A 16,850-nucleotide genomic window follows, 5' to 3' on the forward strand; every position below is an offset into this window, starting at 1 on the left:
TAAAACTAATATGTCTACATCTATCCTCAATAATATTATTACCTATAGAGAATATTATATACATTTAAATACATTTTTTTATTGTTTGTATTCATCATCTTCAATATAGGTACTTTCTAATTTGAATTTTCCATCATCAGATGTATATGATCTTATACAAGCTTTATCTTCTCCATCTACTTGTAGGGTATACATTATTCCAGAGTAATATGTAATGTCGTCTAATTTATTAGATATTAAATCACATGCATTAGTAAAGGCCTCAAGTTCTTCAGCTCTGCTTGATTTAGGAACATTAATTTTTATATCTAATATTTTTATGCTATTCTCTGTTGTGTATGAAATAGTACAATCTTTGTAAGTAGACTTTATAATATCGTGAAGCTCTCCCTCAGTTAAGTTACCTGTATTAGTATCATTTAAGCCTTCTTTAGCTGTACAACCTATTAAAGTAAAAGCAATAGTTAGCCCTATAAAAAATTTAAATAATTTCTTACCCATAAGTCCTCCGTATAATTACCAAAAATATATATTTAAAGTATAGCACATATATTAATATAACAATATGTAAAATATTACCAGGGAAATGAAGGTAGAAATGTTTCAATAATTACATAGAATAGAATAACTTTATTTACAAATTAAAATAGACTGCTACAAGCAGTCTATTTTCTTACCTTAAGTACGAGGGGAACAGATATTTATTTCGGTGTGACTTGGAGCCCGACACGGAACAAGCAAAATAAATATCCACGGCACCATTTTTATGTTCTTTCTTTAAATTCAAACCTACACATTTTACATGTAACAATTATCTTTTTTTGCCCCCTAGGCAATCTAAGCTTTTGACCACAATTTGGGCATTTAACTATCTTATATTGTCTTTTTTGATTAATAACATATTTTAATTGACTAAATATCAAAGGTATATTTTCAAGACTTGTCCTTGGCATATTATCAGGTAATCTTTTGCCAAAACGGAATAGTACTTTATTAGCTAAATTAGTGAATTTGTATAGTTCGTTAGATCTCTTATATATATTCTTTGAAAAAGCTCTATAAATTACATACAAAGTAACTAAAGTTCCTAGTAAACGAGTATGTTTTCCTAGGTTCAAGATCAAGCTTATAAACAATAAAAAGATAGATAAAACATCAAATCCATATGTCCCTTTAAAAATGTTCATTTTAATCACCTCTTATCTTAAAAAATATTGTATCATAAATATTAAGAAATAGTTATAACAAAATGTAAACTTTGAACTAGAATTCATTTATTCTTAAGAAATATAAAGGAGAGATAAGATGTTTGATATTAAAATATTTAATGGATTAGATTTAGAAGAAAGATTAAAAACTATGGTACAAATGTTAGAAGGATTAGTTAGTGGAGATGAGGAAGATATTACAAAGCTTTGTAATGCTTCAGCTTTAATAAATGCTTTATTAGGAAGAGTTAATTGGTGCGGGTTTTATTTAAATAAAAATAATGAGCTAATTCTAGGACCTTTTCAGGGAATGCCAGCTTGTACTAAGATACAAATTGGAAAAGGGGTATGTGGTACAGCTGCAAAGGAAAAAAAGGTGTTAAGAATAGATAATGTACATGAATTTGAAGGACATATAGCTTGTGATGCAGCATCTAATTCAGAAATTGTACTTCCTATAGTTGTTAATGATAATGTGTTAGGTGTACTTGATATTGATAGTGATGAGTATAACAGATTTACAGAAATAGAAGAAAAATATCTTGTTGAAGCTGTAGAAGTTCTAATTAAATTCGTAAAATTTGACAAAATATCCTACTTATAAGAGATGGATAATAAATATAATTCGCACTGTAACGAATTATATTCAAAATTAATAAAAAAATATATTGATTTTTTCTTGTGTACTATGTTATAAATAATTGTACTTGCGAATTATATTCGAAAATATGGTTTTAAAGTTCGATTTTTATTACAAACAGGGGGAACACTAATGAAAAAATTAACAGCTTTACTAGGAGCAGTAGTATTATCCGTTTCTTTATTTATAGGTTGTGGTGTAAACAAAGAAAATAAAGAAGAAAAAGTTCTGGGAATTATAGGAGCTATGGAAGAAGAGGTTGAAATATTAAAAGGAAAGATGGATGTTAAAGATACAGTAGAAGTTGCTGGAATGACTTTTTACTCTGGTAAATTACATGATAAAAATGTAGTTTTAGTTAGATCAGGTGTTGGTAAAGTAAATATGGCTAGTTGTACTCAAATTTTAGCAGATAAATTTAATGTAACTGCATTATTAAATTCAGGAGTTGCTGGAACTATGGACCCAGAATTAAATCAAGGTGACATAGTTATTTCAACAGATGCTGTTCAACATGATTTTGATACTACAGTATTTGGAGATCCATTAGGAGAAATATCAAGACTTGGTATTACATTTTTCCAAGCAGATAAGGAATTAGTAGAGGTTGCAAAGAAAGCAGCTGAAAATATAGATGGTTTAGTAATAAAAGAAGGTAGAATAGCCTCTGGAGATCAATTTGTTGCTGGTGGTGCAGTTGTGGAAAGAATTAAAGAAAACTTTGGTAATGTTTCTGCAGTAGAAATGGAAGGAGCTGCAATGGCTCAAACTGCATACTTAAACAAAATACCTTACGTTGTATTAAGAGCAATTTCAGATAAGGCAGATGGATCAGCAGATTTATCTTATGAAGAGTTTTTACCAATAGCAGCTAAAAATGCAAGTTCAATGGTTGAAGAATTCGTTAAATTATACTAAAATATTTAAGACGATGTTGCCTAATAGGTAATATCGTCTTTTAAGTTTTATAACAAAGGAGAAAACTATGGAAGGGATAAGAATAGGATTTATATCTGATACTCATAATTTACTTAGAGAAGAAGTAATGGAAGAAATTAAAAAGTGTAATTACATAATTCATGCTGGGGATATATCAAATGAAGAAACCTATTTAGCTTTAAAGGATATAGGTAATATTACTTTTGTAAGAGGTAATAATGATAAGGATCATTGGGCAAAGGGATTAAATAAATCTGAAGTAGTAGAAATAGATGGCTTTAAAATATATGTAGTACATGATATTAAGGATCTTCCTAAAAACTTAGAGGATGTAGATTTGGTTGTGTTTGGACATTCTCATAAGTATTTTTATGAGGAAGTTAATGGTGTGATATTCTTAAATCCAGGTAGTTGTGGTAAGAAGAGATTTTCACTACCTCTTTCTTTTGCAATAGGTATATTGGAACAAAATAGAATAAAAATTATAAAACATGATTTATAAAATAGAATTAATATGTTATAATAATTATTATTAAATAGAAAAGGATGGAATTTGTTTTGAGTAATAAAGTTGAATTAATATATGAAAATGGACAATATAAAGTAATGTTTGATGGTAAGGAAGTAAGTTCAAGTAAGGATTCTGAAGAGTCTTTTGAAAAATTTAAGCAAGTTATAAAAGATAATGTTGTAGTAAATGCTAACTCATGGGAAAGTATTGAAGCTGCACTTAGAATGCATAATTTAGAGGGATTAGAAATTAATAGTGAATATAAAGCTGCAACTTATGGAGAATTAAAGTTCTTCTATAATTCAGGGAAAGTTTTCTACACTCCAAATGATAAGATGATACAATTAATTGGAGGCTTCTATTTATTTAATTTTGTGATTTCTATGGTAGAGTCAGGACACATTAAAGACTATAAGGATTTTCTAGATTTCTGTGTTGATATATTAGAAAAGAGAGCAACTTATAGAGTTAATGAGTCAAACTTAATAGTAAGTAGTGCTGCATTTAATTATGGAAGTTGTGAATATAATTTCTTTGGAAATAGAATACTTAAAGGAGCTTCAATAGTAAGTGGAACTTTTGAGGACTTTAAAAATTACGTATATAGCATCATTAAATAGTAAAAAAGAATGTCATATTATTATGGCATTCTTTTTTTGCATAAATTAATTTACAATTGAATATTTAGGTATTAAAAGTTGCACAATAGAAAATTAAGCTTTAGGGGCAGTTGTGAAAGTTAAGGCTATAAGTCATTTAAACTAATTAATATATTTTGAATAAAAAAGCATATTCTAAAAACTGAATAACTATAGAAAATATGTTTCATAATATTGGAAAATGTGATATACTACTTGTATATTATTAATAAGTTGTCAGATTATAAAAATTAAAAAAGGGGGAAATTTATGAAAAAAAAGTTAAGTTTAACATCAAAAATTTTTATAGCAATGGGTGTTGGTCTATCTGTAGGTATTTTAGTTAGATCTTTGCCTGCTGGAACTGTAAAGGATACCATCATAATTGGTGGAGTATTTAAAGTATTAGGACAAGGTTTTATTAGTGCAATCAAGATGCTTGTAGTTCCACTAGTTTTTGCATCAATTACCTGTGGGGTGGCATCTTTAAGTAATATAAAAAGTTTAGGGAGAATTGGAGCTAGAACTCTTATTTTCTATTTATCTACTACTGCTATAGCTATTTCAATATCAATTGGACTTGCTTACTTAATTAATCCTGGTGTGGGATTAGATATGTCTAGTCTTGTATCAGAGCAACCTACAATTGCCCAAAGTTCTTCTTTTGCAGATGTGTTAATAGATATGATTCCTACTAATCCAATAAAGGCAATGGCTGAAGGAAATATGCTTCAAGTTATAAGCTTTTCAATAATATTTGGAGTAACAATTAGTATCTTAGGTGAAAAAGTAAAACTTGTTAAAACATTTATGGAAAATCTAAATGAAATTTTCTTAAAAATGGTTAGTTTAGTTATGTACTTTGCACCTTTTGGAATATTTGGTCTTATAGCTACAACCTTTGCTACGACAGGGGGTGAGGCATTTGCATCACTCTTGAAATATATGGCGGTTGTTTTATTAGCATTACTTATTCATGCTTCAGTTGTTTATACAGGGATTTTGAAGACATTTACTAATTTAAGTATTATGCCATTCGTAAAGAAGTTCCCTAAAGTTGGAGCGATAACCTTCTCAACAGCATCAAGTGGAGCTGCATTACCAGTTACAATGAAGACTATGAATGAATTAGGTGTTGATAGCAAGGTTTCATCTTTTACAATTCCATTAGGTGCAACTATTAATATGGATGGAACAGCTATAATGCAAGGAGCTGCAACAGTATTTATAGCACAATTATATGGAATTGATCTTGGCCTTGGAGGTATTTTAACTGTTATTTTTACAGCAACTCTAGCTTCTATAGGAACAGCAGCAGTGCCTGGAGTTGGGCTTGTTATGCTTTCAATGGTATTAAATAGCGTAGGATTGCCTGTTGAAGGTATTGGATTAATAATGGGAGTAGACAGAATACTTGATATGTGCAGAACAACAGTAAATACTATTGGTGATTGTATATGCACTTTAATAGTGGCAAAGAAAGAGGGAGTACTAGATGAATCTATGTACTACTCTGAAAATGATATGATAGGGGAAGAGTTAGAAATAAATTAAATATAAACATGAGAACTTCAGCAAGATATTGTTGGAGTTCTTTTTTGGGCAAAAAAATATATTTATAATTTTATAGTAAGATGGTAAAATAAAATTATATTAACAATTTGTAACAAAAAGTAAAAAGAAAGAAAAATATGCAAAATTGCGTAGGGGAGAGAGCAAAATGTATATAAGAAAATTTACAGAGGAAGATATAGATGCTGTTATGAGCATATGGTTTAGATCTACAATCGTTGGGCATCCATTTATTCCTGAGTTTTACTGGAGATGTAACTATAATACAGTAAAAAAAGAGTATTTGCCAAATTCAAAAACTTTTGTATATGAAGATTATAATACTATAAAGGGATTTATAAGTATTGTTGATGATAGTTATATTGGAGCCTTATTTGTGGAACCCACAAGTCAAAGCAATGGCGTAGGGAAAATGTTATTGGATTATGTAAAAAAGGAATATAAGGATTTAATACTATCAGTATATAAAGATAATGAGAAAGCCTATAGGTTTTATGAGAAAGCTTTATTTGAGCCTATAGAAGAAAGAAAAAATGAAGATAATGGGTTTATGGAAGTTTTAATGAAATACACATCAAGAGAAATCTAAATAGGTTTCTCTTTTTTTATTCTTCAAGAAATAGTAATTGTAATTAAATTGTGAATAATTCCAACATTTTAATGTTACTAAAGTTTACTTCTTAAGTTTTGTTTAAGCTTCAGTTAATATAATACATTCAAAGCTTAAAGGAAAAAGGGAGGGATTCTATGGCTATAAAATCTTTTCAAAGATATGAAAAGAAATTTATAATATCAGATTATCAATATAGACTTTTAATACCAAGGTTGTTAGAATTCATGGAACCAGATAGATATTGTAAAGATGGAGAAACATATAGTATCTATAATATCTATTACGATACAGATAATGATGATGTAATACGTCATTCCATATCTAAACCATTTTATAAAGAAAAACTTAGGTTAAGGAGTTATAGAAATTTATGCAGAGAAGATGAAAAAGTCTTCCTTGAAATGAAAAAGAAGATAAATGGAATTGTTAATAAACGTAGAGTAGTCTTAACTTTAAAAGAAGCAAAGAACTTTTTGGAAGAAGGAATAAAACCAAAGTTTAGTGATTATGTAAACCAACAAGTAATTAATGAAATAGAGTATTACTTAAAAAATAATGACATAAAACCTAAGGTTTATATATCTTATGTTCGAAGTGCTTTTTTTGCAAAGGATAATAAAGATTTTAGATTGACTTTTGACACAAAAATACTTACAAGACGGGATTATTTAACTCTTCAAGAAGGAAGTTTTGGAAGAGATATACTTGGAGATGGAAAATATCTTATGGAGGTTAAAATATTAGGGGCTATGCCTGTATGGTTCACTAAAATACTTTCAGAGTTAAAAATATATAACACACATTTCTCTAAATACGGAAATGAATTTATGGATTACTGTAAAAATAATATAAGCTTTAACATAGGAAGGAGTAAAGAAGTATGTTAGAAACTATAATATCATCAACAAATGGGGAGTCTTTTACATTAGCAAACGCGTTAATTGTAATTTTATCATCAATAATTTTAGGATTAGTGATTAGCTTAGTTTATATAAAAACTCATAAAAAGGAAGGTTACTCACCAAGTTTTCCAATCACGCTAATTATGTTACCAGTTATAATTTCTATTATTATTCTGCTTGTAGGAAACAATGTAGCTAGAGCATTTAGTTTAGCTGGAGCATTTTCTTTAATTCGTTTTAGAAGTGCACCTGGTGATCCAAAGGATATTGCTTATGTATTTTTTACATTAGCAGTAGGACTTACTTGTGGAATGGGCTATATTGGTTATGCTGTCATATTTACATTAATTCTATGTGGAGTAATGATAGTTTTATTTTCAACTAATTTTGCAATGTCAAAAACTAAGAATATGCAACTTAAAATTATTGTACCAGAGGATTTAAATTATGAAGGTGTTTTTGAAGAAGTATTAAATAAATATACAACTACTTTTCATATAGAGAGGGTAAAAACTAGAGATTTTGGAGCTTTATTTGAATTAACTTATATTATTTCTTTAAAAGAAGGAGTAAATCAAAAGAAGCTTATAGATGATCTAAGATGCAGGAATGGAAATTTAAATATAAGTTTAAGTATAACAGGATTTGAAGAAAAGGTTTATGGATAAAAAGATCAGGAGGTGTTTAATATGAAAAGAAAATTTGTTACTTTACTATTAACATTAGCACTAGGAGCTTCATTAGTTTCATGCTCAAAAGATAATAATGAAGAGTCATCAACACCATCAGTTGAAGAAAGTACGTTAGTTGAAATGAAATCTATAGAGGATGAAAGTATAGGAGAGGTTGATACCTATATAGAACTTGGAGATAGCATTAATATTAATGGAGGTGGTGCACAAGCAGATAATAATAAAGTAAATATAACATCCTCAGGTACATATAGTATTTCAGGTACTTTAAAGGATGGACAAATAGTTGTAAATGCTGGTGATAATGATAAGGTGTATATAGTTTTAAATGGAATAAACATAACTTCATCAAACAGTGCTCCTATTTATGTAAAAAATGCAGATAAAACTATAATATCTTTAGCTGATGAAACTGAAAATGTAGTTGAAGATAGTACAAACTATGTCTTTGAAGATGGTAGTGCAGATGAACCAAGTGCAGTTATATTCAGTAAAGATGATTTAACTTTTATAGGTAATGGTTCCCTTACTGTCAAAGGAAACTATAATAATGGAATTACTAGTAAAGATGATTTAAGAATTCAAAGTGGTAATATATCAGTTACAGCTATTAATACTGCATTAAGAGGTAAGGATTCATTAACAGTTAAAAATGGTAATATTACTATTGATACTCAAGGGGATGGAATGAAGGCTAATAATGATACAGACACAAGTAAAGGGTATATATGGATTGAAAATGGAGTATTTAATATAACAGCAGGAGAAGATGGAATTCAAGCTGAAACTGAACTATTAATAAATAGTGGGGAATTTAATATAAAAACAGGTGGAGGCAGTAGTAACAGCAGTACATCAGATAATGGTAATTGGGGTAATTGGAGAATGAATGATAAAGGTGAAAGACCCGGTTTTAATGATGTACAAGAAGAAGCAACAGAAGAAACAGCAAGTGCAAAAGGTATTAAAGCTACTTCTAAAATTACAATTGATAATGGAAGCTTTGATATAAATTCATCTGATGATTCAATACATTCTAATGGAGAGCTTGTTATTAATGGAGGAGAAATTAAGATTTCATCAGGAGATGATGGAGTACATGCAGATACTTCATTAGTTATAAATGCGGGTAATATTAATATTTCTAAGTCATATGAAGGTATTGAAGGGGAAAAGATTACTTTAAATGATGGTAATATTAATGTTGTTGCAAGTGATGATGGTATAAATGCTGCTGGTGGTAATGATTCATCTTCTTTAAATGGAAGACCTGGACAAAATGGTTTCGGTTCAAATTCTAGTGGAGAAATTAAAATCAATGGTGGAACTATAAAAGTAGATGCAAAGGGTGATGGAATTGACTCCAATGGATCAATATATATCACTGGTGGAGAAGTTATAGTTAATGGACCAACTAATAATGGTAATGGATCTTTAGATTATGATAGAAATTTTGATATAAGTGGTGGAACATTGATTGCTGTAGGAAGCTTAGGAATGGCTCAAGGGCCTAGTGATTCTTCAACTCAAAAGTCTGTTAGTATAGGAGTTAATAATCAACAAGGTAACGTGGAATTTAAAATTTTAAGTTCTAGTGGAGAAGAAATAGTGAAGTACACACCAACTAAACAATATTCTTCAATTATAGTAAGCTCATCAAAATTTAAAGATGGAGAAAGCTATGATTTATACATTGGTAATTCTAAAGTTCAGAATTTTACTATTTCTGGATCAGTTACAAATGTAGGAAGTAGTAATGGAGGAAATATGGGAATGCCAGGTGGTGGCAAAGGAAATAGAAGATAGAACTTATAATGTAAAGAAGCCAATCTAATTGTAATGGTTTCTTTTATTATACTTGCAAAAGTGGGTGCCATAAATATAAAAATATAAGAATATATGAATATACAGTTAATAAAAATAGAGAGTGATGTTTATTCACTCTCTATTCTTATTAAGTTTAAGCAACTTCTAGCGCTTCTTCATTTTCTTTTTCGTTTAAAAGATTTTTAATTCTCTTAAAGTATGTATAGGCTAAAGGAACACAAGCAAATATCCAAGCAACTGGATCAGCTAAACAAATTCCTAAGTACCCTATAAAATTTGGTAAAGTAAATGCAACTAAAGCTCTTGCTGCTAATTCATAAACACCTGCCATCATAGGAATAAATGAATCACCAATACCTTGAAGAGCATTTCTATATATAAATATTAGCCCAAGTGGTATAAAGAATATTGCAGCTATATTTAAACATTGAGTTGCATAACCTATAACTGTTTGGTCAGGGCTTTCTAAGAACATCAATACGAAGTACTTACCAAACAGAACTAATACAATACCAGCTATAATACTAGTTATTATAGATATAATTGTACATTTCTTTACCCCTTCTTGTATTCTTTCAAAGTTTCTAGCCCCTAGGTTTTGTCCACAGTAAGTAGCCATAGTAACTCCAAATGTAACAGCAGGTTGCATTACTAATTGAAGTGCTTTAGATGCAGCTGTATATGAAGCTATAACAGTAGAACCAAACACATTTAATGCACCTTGAACTATCATTATTCCAAGGGCAGTAACAGAGAATTGAAGAGCCATTGGGACACCAATTTTTAAGTGAGTTATATAGTAATCTTTTTTTACTATAAAATCGCTTTTCTTTAACTTTAATATTGTATGTCTTTTGTAAGTATAGATTAAGCAAAGTAATCCAGATACACCTTGTGAAATAACTGTAGCATATGCAGCACCTGCTACGCCCATATTAAAGTTAATTATAAATACTAAATCTAAAACAATATTTAATATTGAAGAAATAATTAAGAAGTAAAGTGGAGTTTTACTGTCTCCTAAAGCTCTTAACATACTTGCTAACATATTATATATAAAAGTAGCAAATGTACCAGCATACATTATTATTATATATTTTGAAGCATCCACCATTATATTATCTGGTGTATTCATTAATCTAAGTACTGGCTTAGCAGATAAAATACTAATAATAGTTATTATAAGTACTGATATTACAGAAAGAGTTATTGCACTTCCTGTTGCTTTTTTCATACCTAAGTGGTCTTTTGCTCCAAATCTTTGAGATATTAGAATAGCAAACCCTGCAGTTAAACCTATAACAAATCCATTTACTAAGAAAACCATAGCACCTGTAGAGCCAACAGCTGCAAGAGCTTCAACTCCTACAAATCTACCAACGATGATTGTATCTACCATGCTATAAAATTGTTGAAATATATTTCCTATAAGTAAAGGTATTGAGAAAAATAAAATCAGTTTTACTGGATTCCCAGTTGTCATATCTTGTGTCATGTACATCCCCCTTTAAAACTTTTACTCACAAGTTTATAGGATAACATGATTGTCTTTATATTGCTAGTAGTTAATTGTATAAAATAAAAATTAATCGTTAACAACAAAAAAGAGAAATTGATACACAATTTCTCTTTATAAGGGATTTATTATTCATCCAATATAGGTTCTATACTTATGCTATTTAATCTACTATTTAAACTTTTTACTTCGTCTTTTAAGCTGCTTACTGTATCAGTAATAGACTTTAAATTATTTTTAGTTAATTCTATATCAGATATCCTATTATTTTTAGAAGTTATATCTTTTATTGCGTTATTAAGATTAGTATATTTTTTGTTTAAGTCAGAGATATTTGTTTTAATAGAAGCTATTTCTTTAGTTAATATTTTTGTAGATTCTTCAAGTTTATTTAGTTTTGAAAAATCTATATTTCTAAATGGACATGAAGAATTTGAGTTATATGGGGGAGATTTAATACTATATTCATCTGTGTATTCTAAAGGTATATCATCATATATATTTTCACGTAATCTAATAACTAAGTATGGTTTATTTATAGAATATGCTGAATCAAATCTTACTATGGAGGTATTTTTACTGGTGCCACTACTTAAGGTGATGCTAAAATCCTCTGTATCAATTTTTGAAGATTTATAAAGTGAGGTTATATCAATATCAATAAAACTATCTACATAGCTATATGGAAAACAAACATTAATATAGTGATTTTTAGATATCTTTGGGGGGGATTTCCAGCTGATTTTATTTAAATCTGGATTATCTATATTCTTTGAAATTGCAATGTTTTTAAATGATAAATCATTACATAATAAGTTATCTAAATATAGATAAAGTGATACAGATTCAATATCTTCAATTTTTATATCTATTGGGTTAAATTTAAGTACTGATACGAAGATGTTATATAGATTTGTTTTTAAATAATGTGTTCCAACTATTAGTTTATCTCCAGTTGTGTTGGAATATTCAGGGCGAATCATATCTATAGTAGTGCTGGAGTTACAATTAACCTTAATTATTTTACTCAAAGTAAAACCTCCTTAATTAGTTAGTAAAATTGGGTTGCTTGAAATTCCTAATATAGAGAATATATCTTCATATGAGTATATATTGCATATATCATTGTTTTTATCTCTTATAAAATTAGATTTATAATCATATCTTATAACTGAATTATCGGAGTCATTTGTAAAGAAGTTAGGTTTGCTCCATGTAAAGCCATTATCCTTTGAGAATGTAGTAAATAACTCGCTAAATTCAATCCATTGAATATAAAGTTCGTTTTTAATTCTTAAAATATGAGGGAATTCACAAGCAATAGTATCTTGAATGATAAAATAGTCTTTCTTAATAAATGAATTGTTTTTTAATTGGCCACTATAATAAGTGCAATAATATTTATCATTATTCTTTTCAGAAAATACTATGTGATAAGTATTTTGGGGAACTTCAACAACTGACAAATAAACCTTAGTTTTATGTGTATTAGTAACTTGAACAGGATGGTTCCAAGATAGGTTATCTTTATTAAAATTAGATATAAAAACTTCTTCATGCCCCTTAGTACTATTTAGATAGAAGATAGTAGGAACATCCTCTTTAAAGGTAACGACGAAATTGGACAATATAAAATATTCAATATTATCAATTTGAGACTTATTCCAGTTAGAACCATCGTAATAATAATGTATTAATTTACCTCTATCAACTTGTGTTACATCAACAAGGTAATAAAAAATGTGTATCTTATCACCAATTTTTTTTATATATGGAAAGGTGATTTTCTCTATAGAGTTAGAACTTTTAAGTAATTCACTCTTATATATGAATTTTGAACTAATGTAGAAATAGAGTAGGGGATTATCCTTGCTGCTAACAATTCCATATATAGAATCATTACTATCAATATTAAAGAAAGAATTAGAAAAGCCATTAATACCTGTAACAAGTCTTTTTTTACATATTGGTTCTTTATTTTTATCATAGATATATAATTCAATTCCATTATCATTACTAAACTCACATATTGAGTTATCTGATTTACGTATTAAGGTGTTGAATTTTCTTTTAAAAGACATAGATATCCTCCTTAAAATTAATTCTATTTATATAATATATTTTTATATTGTTTATTGTGTACATGTTTAATGTGAAAGAGAAACATATATAAAGTAAACTCATATTATAAATTACTATTAATTTTGGAGGATCAGATTTGAAAGAAAAGAATGAATTTTTATTAGAGGATTGTATTCATGAGATAAATAAAGTTGACGCTTTAGAGTTTACATATGAAATAAAGCAGGAAGCAAATGATATAAGTAATGTTAAATGTGAAGGAATAGTAGCTGATAAAATTTATGACTGTATTTATTTAACTAGTAATCAAGTTAGCGTAAAAAATGAGGAGTTTACAATAATAACAGAAGGAGAGGAAGATTACACTGTAGGTGATAAAATTTCTATTGAGAAGTTTGATATTTTTTATAACTTTATAGGCATTATGGAGGATTATAAAGATGGTGTCAATAATAATGAAGATTTCATCTGTGTAGAAGTTGATGGAAGCAAAGTGGATTTAGTTGGAAGTAAGGAATCAGCTCATGAAATAAGGGAAATACCAGTAGAAAATAAAGAAGAAAAGATTCCGGAGGTAATCACCATATATAGAGAATTTAATGGTTACTTTAAGAGAAACTCTAATTCTAATTTTAGAGTAAGTATTTTTAAACATGGAGTAAGATATTTTATTGATGGCTTAGAGATAAAAATAAGTGGAAAAATAGGTTGTAAGACTTTTGAAGGAATTAAAAGTTATAAAAAATATGACATTGATAGGGATGGTAATTATATAATTAGTAATCCTGCAGAGATTACTAGTTTGGATAGAGTAAATGAATATAAAAATGAAGAAGTAGACTTTCCAGAAGTAGGATTGAATTTTTCTCCTGTTAATTTATGTGGAGATTTGAATATTCCAAATGATAATAGAAGGGTACAGCTTAAAATCAAATTAGATTCAAGACTTTCTATAGAAAACATTCTTCCATTTTCTAGGTATATGGGAGGCAATACTTTAAATGGATTAGTTAAATATTCATTTTTAGTAACACAGAAAATTTATCATAGTACTAAGGAAAAAATAGGAGTATTTATTGATAAAAAAGGAGTTATTTGTAATAAGAGGGTTTCTGAAGAAAATATGTAGAATATATTTGTAATTTTTAAAACAAAGAGAACTGTCAGATATAGTATTTACCAAGGAACATTTGTCAAAAAGTATCATAGAATAAATTATATAAATGTAAATATTTATATGTATTTGAAAGATAAATAACAGGAGGAACTGTATATGGAAATAAGAGGTAACGAAGGGAATATAGTTGAGCCTTGTGAACAAGAGAACTTTAAGACAAATTGTGCTCCAGATGAATCTTCTGAGTTAGAAGTAAAATGTACAAATATATCAAATGCTAAATGTGTAGGAATATTAGCTGAAAAAATTCATGACTGTGTGTATTTAGAAAGTTTACAATTTGCTGATAAAGATGAAGTATTTGCTATTGACAATTATGATCCTAAAAATCCAAGCTGTAATACTCAATACAGAGTTGGGGATGCAGTATGCATAGATGAAATTTCGTTATGCTATGATAATATCGGAATTAAAGATGATGATACAACTGAAGGAATAGCCCATACTAATCCAAATGCTTTAGGAGAAGGTAATATTTGTGTAAGATATGATATGGAAGACAAAGTGTTTTCAGCTGTACCAGGAACAGGAGTAGCAGTATATAACTATCCTGACAATGCTGTAGATGATGAAAATTTAAAATGCAATACTAATATACCTTCAATTGTAAATTTATATGATGAGTTTGAGGGTACAGCAAACAGAACTAGATGTAATGCTGAGCAAGAAAATGCTGTAGTTCCTAAATCAAGAGTGTTTAAACAAGGTGTTAGATATCATGTTGATAACTTAAAGATTAAAATTAAGGGAAGAATAGGAAATAGACCTTTTACAGCTACAAAGGATTATAGTTGTTATGGTGATCTTTATGGTAATGGTTCGAGAATAACTGTAAATCCAGTAGAAATTACAAAGAAAGATACTTTAGGAAATGGTGAAGGTTGCGGAACTGATGTAGGATTAAACTTTACACCTGTAAATCTATATGGAAGAGTAAGTGTTCCAAGTGATGGAAGAACTGTTAGAAGTAATATAAAACTTGAACATTGTTTATCAGCTGACTGTGTTGAAACAACTGAAAGATATGGAGATTATGGTGAGGGTTATATTCACGCAACTGTTGGATATTCTTTCCTAGTTAATCATAATATTCGTCATACTACATCTGAAGAATTAGCAGTATTTACAAATCCATGTGGAGTGGAATGTCATGATGCAAGCAGAGAATCTGATTGCAATGGCAATGATACTGGAGATGTAGCTACAAAGCCAAGAAGATGCGGATGTAGAAGATAAGATATAGCTATAATTCTATTAAAAAAGAGTGGTTTTTTTATCACTCTTTTTAATATTTAGTAACATAATAATATATAATATAAAAGTTTTTGTCTAAAAATGTTTGGTTGCATATCACCCTTTAGAGTGTAGAACATATTATATAAGTAAAGGATAGTCTTAATTAAAATAAGCTTTCTAGTAAAATTCAAATATATTTATGGAGGAAGATTATGATTACAAATTGTCAAAATCGTTCAAATACAGCTTTAGCAGTAACTGACTCAGACTCTAGAAAAAGTTGTGCTGCGCCTGAACCAGGTAAAGCAATTTTAAGTTGTGGAGCTGGAGCAGTTGGGCCATTACCAATATTAGACCTTGCAGGGGCAAGTATTATTAATCCTTATTCACTTGCTAGCGTAACTATAGATACAAGAGCAATGAAGTGCCCTTGTGTTTTAATTAATTTTACAGGATTAATTAACATTCCTATAGGTGTATTGCCAAATATAACATTTAGATTAGTTAGAACAATAGATGGATGTACTCAAGCAGTAGGCGGAAGCTACAACTATAGTGATGCTATTGATGCATTACACAGTGAGTCTTTTGCATTCCAATTCTGTGACTGTGGACAATGCTGCGGATGTGCTACCTATTCAGTAGAAATATCTAATGCAACATTGGCACAAGCTGGTACTACAATAAGTGGTAATATTTCAGCTTTAGCAGTAGAAAAAGCTTGTAGCTAATTTAATCAAATAAGAATTGGAGGTAATATAATGGCAACTTCATGTGGAAATAACGTAGCTAATGATGAATTAGCAGTAGCAGATCCAGCTGAAACTTGTAGGCCACAAACTCCTGGAAAAATGATAATGAGTTGCGGATCTGGATCAGCAGGTCCACTCCCTATATTAGATTTAGCAGGAGCAAGCATAAGAAATCCTTATGCAGTCGGAAGCGTAACTATTGATACAAGGGGATTAAGATGCCCAACTGTATTAATTCATGTTACAGCATTGATTAATGCACCATTAGGAGCTATACCAAGCTTAACTTTTAGAGTAACAAAATGTTGCAATGGATGTTCTCAATCTGTTGGTAGTTCGTTAACATCAAGCTCTGCAATAAATACTCTATCTGGTAAAACTTTTGAATTCCAAATGTGCGATAGTGGAGAATGTTGTGGATGCTGCACTTATACAGTAGAAATATCTAATGCTACTTTAATTCAAGCTGGAACAAGTGTGAGTGCTCAAGTTTCTGCAATAGCTGTAGAAAAAATTTGTTAATAAACAAAGTATATAAGAGTACA

General features: G+C 29.1%; 18 protein-coding genes. 13 read left to right on the forward strand and 5 right to left on the reverse strand.

Features of this window, described 5'->3' with window-relative positions; all coding sequences use genetic code 11:
- Positions 1–78: 78 nt before the first annotated feature.
- Together G594_RS0106325 and G594_RS0106330 are read right to left on the reverse strand one after the other, a co-directional pair.
- Positions 79–501, reverse strand: coding sequence for a hypothetical protein (locus G594_RS0106325; RefSeq protein ID WP_027097811.1), 423 nt, complete (start codon positions 499–501; stop codon positions 79–81).
- 263 nt (positions 502–764) lie between these two features.
- Positions 765–1,187, reverse strand: coding sequence for a hypothetical protein (locus tag G594_RS0106330; protein WP_027097812.1), 423 nt, complete (start codon positions 1,185–1,187; stop codon positions 765–767).
- A gap of 118 nt (positions 1,188–1,305) precedes the next feature.
- On the opposite strand from G594_RS0106330, the gene G594_RS0106335 reads away from it, so the two are divergent.
- The 9 genes from G594_RS0106335 (at position 1,306) to G594_RS0106375 (ending at position 9,521) form a co-directional block, all read left to right on the forward strand.
- Positions 1,306–1,812, forward strand: coding sequence for a GAF domain-containing protein (locus tag G594_RS0106335; RefSeq protein WP_027097813.1), 507 nt, complete (start codon positions 1,306–1,308; stop codon positions 1,810–1,812).
- 168 nt (positions 1,813–1,980) lie between these two features.
- Positions 1,981–2,766, forward strand: coding sequence for a 5'-methylthioadenosine/adenosylhomocysteine nucleosidase (locus tag G594_RS0106340; RefSeq protein WP_081663591.1), 786 nt, complete (start codon positions 1,981–1,983; stop codon positions 2,764–2,766).
- A 67-nt stretch (positions 2,767–2,833) separates the two neighbouring features.
- Positions 2,834–3,289, forward strand: a complete 456-nt coding sequence (locus tag G594_RS0106345; protein WP_207636986.1) for a metallophosphoesterase family protein — start codon at positions 2,834–2,836, stop codon at positions 3,287–3,289.
- Between the two features lie 56 nt (positions 3,290–3,345).
- Positions 3,346–3,918 (forward strand): hypothetical protein, encoded by a 573-nt coding sequence (locus G594_RS0106350; protein ID WP_027097816.1) that lies wholly within the window; start codon positions 3,346–3,348, stop codon positions 3,916–3,918.
- 288 nt (positions 3,919–4,206) lie between these two features.
- Complete coding sequence (locus G594_RS0106355) at positions 4,207–5,490, forward strand: dicarboxylate/amino acid:cation symporter (RefSeq protein ID WP_027097817.1); 1,284 nt, start codon at positions 4,207–4,209, stop codon at positions 5,488–5,490.
- A 166-nt stretch (positions 5,491–5,656) separates the two neighbouring features.
- Entirely contained in the window at positions 5,657–6,097 is a 441-nt protein-coding gene (locus G594_RS0106360; RefSeq protein WP_027097818.1) for an N-acetyltransferase, read from the forward strand.
- Positions 6,098–6,255: 158 nt separating this feature from the next.
- On the forward strand, positions 6,256–7,008 hold the full coding sequence (locus G594_RS0106365) for a polyphosphate polymerase domain-containing protein (protein WP_027097819.1): 753 nt from the start codon (positions 6,256–6,258) through the stop codon (positions 7,006–7,008).
- Positions 7,002–7,691: a DUF4956 domain-containing protein gene (locus tag G594_RS0106370; protein WP_027097820.1), complete on the forward strand. Its 690-nt coding sequence runs from the start codon at positions 7,002–7,004 to the stop codon at positions 7,689–7,691. The genes G594_RS0106365 and G594_RS0106370 overlap by 7 nt, the downstream gene beginning before the upstream one ends.
- A 21-nt stretch (positions 7,692–7,712) precedes the next feature.
- Complete coding sequence (locus G594_RS0106375) at positions 7,713–9,521, forward strand: carbohydrate-binding domain-containing protein (protein ID WP_027097821.1); 1,809 nt, start codon at positions 7,713–7,715, stop codon at positions 9,519–9,521.
- 154 nt (positions 9,522–9,675) lie between these two features.
- On the opposite strand, the gene G594_RS0106380 is transcribed toward G594_RS0106375, so the two are convergent.
- From G594_RS0106380 to G594_RS0106390, 3 genes are all read right to left on the reverse strand, one after another.
- Positions 9,676–11,037: an MATE family efflux transporter gene (locus G594_RS0106380; protein WP_027097822.1), complete on the reverse strand. Its 1,362-nt coding sequence runs from the start codon at positions 11,035–11,037 to the stop codon at positions 9,676–9,678.
- A gap of 149 nt (positions 11,038–11,186) precedes the next feature.
- The gene (locus G594_RS0106385) at positions 11,187–12,089 is read right to left on the reverse strand and encodes a DNRLRE domain-containing protein (RefSeq protein WP_027097823.1); all 903 of its coding nucleotides are present in this window, start codon (positions 12,087–12,089) and stop codon (positions 11,187–11,189) included.
- Between the two features lie 12 nt (positions 12,090–12,101).
- Positions 12,102–13,139, reverse strand: a complete 1,038-nt coding sequence (locus G594_RS0106390) for a hypothetical protein (protein ID WP_027097824.1) — start codon at positions 13,137–13,139, stop codon at positions 12,102–12,104.
- A gap of 137 nt (positions 13,140–13,276) precedes the next feature.
- Between G594_RS0106390 and G594_RS0106395 the strand changes: the two genes are divergently transcribed.
- The 4 genes from G594_RS0106395 (at position 13,277) to G594_RS0106410 (ending at position 16,827) form a co-directional block, all read left to right on the forward strand.
- A complete protein-coding gene (locus G594_RS0106395) occupies positions 13,277–14,269 on the forward strand; it encodes a hypothetical protein (protein WP_027097825.1) in 993 nt (330 codons plus the stop codon).
- Positions 14,270–14,413: 144 nt separating this feature from the next.
- On the forward strand, positions 14,414–15,553 hold the full coding sequence (locus G594_RS0106400; RefSeq protein WP_027097826.1) for a hypothetical protein: 1,140 nt from the start codon (positions 14,414–14,416) through the stop codon (positions 15,551–15,553).
- 212 nt (positions 15,554–15,765) lie between these two features.
- A complete protein-coding gene (locus tag G594_RS0106405) occupies positions 15,766–16,284 on the forward strand; it encodes a DUF4489 domain-containing protein (RefSeq protein ID WP_027097827.1) in 519 nt (172 codons plus the stop codon).
- 30 nt (positions 16,285–16,314) lie between these two features.
- A complete protein-coding gene (locus G594_RS0106410; protein WP_027097828.1) occupies positions 16,315–16,827 on the forward strand; it encodes a DUF4489 domain-containing protein in 513 nt (170 codons plus the stop codon).
- Positions 16,828–16,850: the final 23 nt, after the last annotated feature.

This window comes from Clostridium paraputrificum AGR2156, from assembly GCF_000424025.1.
In the GTDB taxonomy this organism is placed as follows: domain Bacteria; phylum Bacillota; class Clostridia; order Clostridiales; family Clostridiaceae; genus Clostridium; species Clostridium paraputrificum.

What these genes read in the sequence shown, in the direction of transcription:
- G594_RS0106325 (WP_027097811.1), bottom strand. Translation starts at nt 501, where the DNA reads ATGGGTAAGAAATTATTTAAATTTTTTATAGGGCTAACTATTGCTTTT.
- G594_RS0106410 (WP_027097828.1), top strand. Translation starts at nt 16,315, where the DNA reads ATGGCAACTTCATGTGGAAATAACGTAGCTAATGATGAATTAGCAGTA.
- G594_RS0106400 (WP_027097826.1), top strand. Translation starts at nt 14,414, where the DNA reads ATGGAAATAAGAGGTAACGAAGGGAATATAGTTGAGCCTTGTGAACAA.
- G594_RS0106365 (WP_027097819.1), top strand. Translation starts at nt 6,256, where the DNA reads ATGGCTATAAAATCTTTTCAAAGATATGAAAAGAAATTTATAATATCA.
- G594_RS0106390 (WP_027097824.1), bottom strand. Translation starts at nt 13,139, where the DNA reads ATGTCTTTTAAAAGAAAATTCAACACCTTAATACGTAAATCAGATAAC.
- G594_RS0106380 (WP_027097822.1), bottom strand. Translation starts at nt 11,037, where the DNA reads ATGACACAAGATATGACAACTGGGAATCCAGTAAAACTGATTTTATTT.
- G594_RS0106330 (WP_027097812.1), bottom strand. Translation starts at nt 1,187, where the DNA reads ATGAACATTTTTAAAGGGACATATGGATTTGATGTTTTATCTATCTTT.
- G594_RS0106335 (WP_027097813.1), top strand. Translation starts at nt 1,306, where the DNA reads ATGTTTGATATTAAAATATTTAATGGATTAGATTTAGAAGAAAGATTA.
- G594_RS0106340 (WP_081663591.1), top strand. Translation starts at nt 1,981, where the DNA reads ATGAAAAAATTAACAGCTTTACTAGGAGCAGTAGTATTATCCGTTTCT.
- G594_RS0106355 (WP_027097817.1), top strand. Translation starts at nt 4,207, where the DNA reads ATGAAAAAAAAGTTAAGTTTAACATCAAAAATTTTTATAGCAATGGGT.
- G594_RS0106360 (WP_027097818.1), top strand. Translation starts at nt 5,657, where the DNA reads ATGTATATAAGAAAATTTACAGAGGAAGATATAGATGCTGTTATGAGC.
- G594_RS0106405 (WP_027097827.1), top strand. Translation starts at nt 15,766, where the DNA reads ATGATTACAAATTGTCAAAATCGTTCAAATACAGCTTTAGCAGTAACT.
- G594_RS0106345 (WP_207636986.1), top strand. Translation starts at nt 2,834, where the DNA reads ATGGAAGGGATAAGAATAGGATTTATATCTGATACTCATAATTTACTT.
- G594_RS0106375 (WP_027097821.1), top strand. Translation starts at nt 7,713, where the DNA reads ATGAAAAGAAAATTTGTTACTTTACTATTAACATTAGCACTAGGAGCT.
- G594_RS0106370 (WP_027097820.1), top strand. Translation starts at nt 7,002, where the DNA reads ATGTTAGAAACTATAATATCATCAACAAATGGGGAGTCTTTTACATTA.